The 2,153-nt window shown below is 66.2% G+C and carries 3 protein-coding genes; 2 read left to right on the top strand and 1 reads right to left on the bottom strand.

Annotated features, from left to right (window positions below; all coding sequences use genetic code 11):
* Positions 1–350: TRAM domain-containing protein (locus C491_RS01615; RefSeq protein WP_049891363.1), on the bottom strand; the 350-nt coding region annotated here is incomplete at its 3' end.
* Positions 351–550: 200 nt separating this feature from the next.
* Here C491_RS01615 and C491_RS01610 point away from each other — a divergent pair.
* Together C491_RS01610 and C491_RS01605 are read left to right on the top strand one after the other, a co-directional pair.
* The gene (locus tag C491_RS01610; RefSeq protein ID WP_005553266.1) at positions 551–1,342 is read left to right on the top strand and encodes an electron transfer flavoprotein subunit beta/FixA family protein; all 792 of its coding nucleotides are present in this window, start codon (positions 551–553) and stop codon (positions 1,340–1,342) included.
* Positions 1,339–2,153: electron transfer flavoprotein subunit alpha/FixB family protein (locus tag C491_RS01605; protein ID WP_005553265.1), on the top strand; the 815-nt coding region annotated here is incomplete at its 3' end. The genes C491_RS01610 and C491_RS01605, both read left to right, overlap by 4 nt.

Here is a 2,153-nt window from a genome sequence, read left to right as displayed (position 1 = left end):
CCATCAGAGATGTGTATAAGAGACAGGAGTTCGAGTTTCTCCGCGCGTGCGTGGTTGCTGTGGACTCGGGTGATTTCGACTCGTGCCCGGGCCTCCGGCAGGACGCCGTCGACCATCACGATGAAGCCGTCCTCGGTGCGACCGACGCCGGCGCCGCTCTCGTGCATGTCGACGACGTCGACCACGACCTCCTCGCTGGGTTTGACGGGCTGGGTCTTCAGATCCTGGATCGGCTGGTTGTAGTGGTTACACCACTCCTTGCCACCCCGATCGCCGTAGTGTTGACAGCCCATCCCCGAGATCCGCTCGGAGAAGCTCGGGCAGTCATCAGCGAGTGGACAGTCTGCCATGCGGTATACTACCGGTGGCGCCGTTAAACCGTTTCCGTCTCGAGATCCGGGCTGGGACCGTCTCCCACGGGATTCGCCCGCCGAGAGTGTGATGGGTGCACGACGAGCGGAGGATTCGTGGGACGAACACCGAATCAACTGGTCGTTCGTGAGGCGGTGTTTCGAAAACGTTTACGGGAGGGGCGCCCGATCGATAAATGATGAAGATCCTCGTTACGGTAAAAGAGGTCTCGACCGTCGAAGACGAGTTCGAGATCGAAGGCACGACGATCGCCGACCAGTACCTCGGCGCCGACCTCAACGAGTGGGACGACTACGCCGTCGAGGAGGCGGTCCAGCTCCAGGAAGCGGGCATCGCCGACGAGGTCGTCACGGTAACGATCGGCCCCGAGGAGTGCGAGCAGACGATCCGCCAGGCGCTCGCGAAGGGTGCCGACCGCGCGATCCGCGTCTGGGACGACGCCCTCGAGGGCGTCGACCTTCTCGACGTCGGCGCCAAGACCGCGATCCTGCGAGCGGTCGTCGAGGCCGAGGACCCCGACCTCGTCCTGACCGGCGTTCAGTCCGGCGACGACAACTGGGGCGCCACCGGCGTCTCCCTGGCCGAGGAGCTCGGCTTCGAGTGGGGTGCCGTCGTCAACCACCTCGAGCACGACCTCGAGGACGGCACTGCGTCGGTCCGGCGCGAGCTCGAGGGCGGCGTCGAGGAGCTGACTGAGATCGAACTCCCCGCGGCGCTGACGATTCAGACGGGGATCAACGAACCCCGCTACGCCAGCCTGCGAGGCATCCGACAGGCCCAGCGAAAGGAACTCGATGTCCACACGCTCGGCGACCTCGGCGTCGACGAGGGTGCGGTCGAGGGTGCCGTGACGGTCACGGACATGTACGAACCGGAAAGCGAGACCGACGCGACGGTCTGGGAGGGAAGTCCGGAAGAGACCGCCTCGGAGCTCGGTGAACTGCTCCGCGAGAAGGGGGTGGCACCATGACGGATATTCTTGCGGTCGCAGACCACCGCCGTGGCGAACTGCGCGATGTCAGCTACGAGACGATCACCGCGGGTCGCCAGCTGGCGGACGAAACCGGCGGCGACCTCCACGTCGCCGTCATCAGCGGTCCCGTCGGCGAGTTCGCCGAGAAGCTCAACCGGGAGGGCGTCGACGTCGTCCACACCGTCGAGTACGGCGAGGAGTTCAACCACGACGTCTACGCACAGGTCCTCGCCCAGCTCTACGACGAACTCGCACCCCAGTACGTCGTCGCGCCCAACAGCGTCAACGGCCTCGACTACGCACCCGCCGTCGCGAACGCTCTGGACCTGCCGATCGTCACCGACACCGTCGGCCTCGAGACCGACGGCGAGACGCTGACCGCGACCCGCGAAATGTACGGTGGCAAGGTCGAGACGGCCAACGAACTGACGGGCGACGCCGTCGTGACGATCCGCGGTGCCGAGTGGGCCGGTGCCGAGGGCACCGGTGACGCCGAGATCCAAGAGTTCCACGCCGAGATCGACGAGGACACGATCCGCTCGACGGTCACCGGCTTCGAGGAGGTCGGCGGCGGCGACGTCGACATCAGCGACGCCGANCACGCCGAGATCGACGAGGACACGATCCGCTCGACGGTCACCGGCTTCGAGGAGGTCGGCGGCGGCGACGTCGACATCAGCGACGCCGATGTGCTCGTGAGCGTCGGCCGAGGGATCGAAGAGGAGGAGAACCTCGAGCTCATCGAGGAGCTGGCCGACGCCCTCGACGCGACGGTCTCCTCGTCGCGACCGATCGTCGACAACGGCTG

The sequence above is a fragment of the Natronococcus amylolyticus DSM 10524 genome, assembly GCF_000337675.1.
Classification (GTDB): Archaea; Halobacteriota; Halobacteria; order Halobacteriales; family Natrialbaceae; genus Natronococcus; species Natronococcus amylolyticus.
This window is presented reverse-complemented; position numbering and strand designations above follow the sequence as displayed.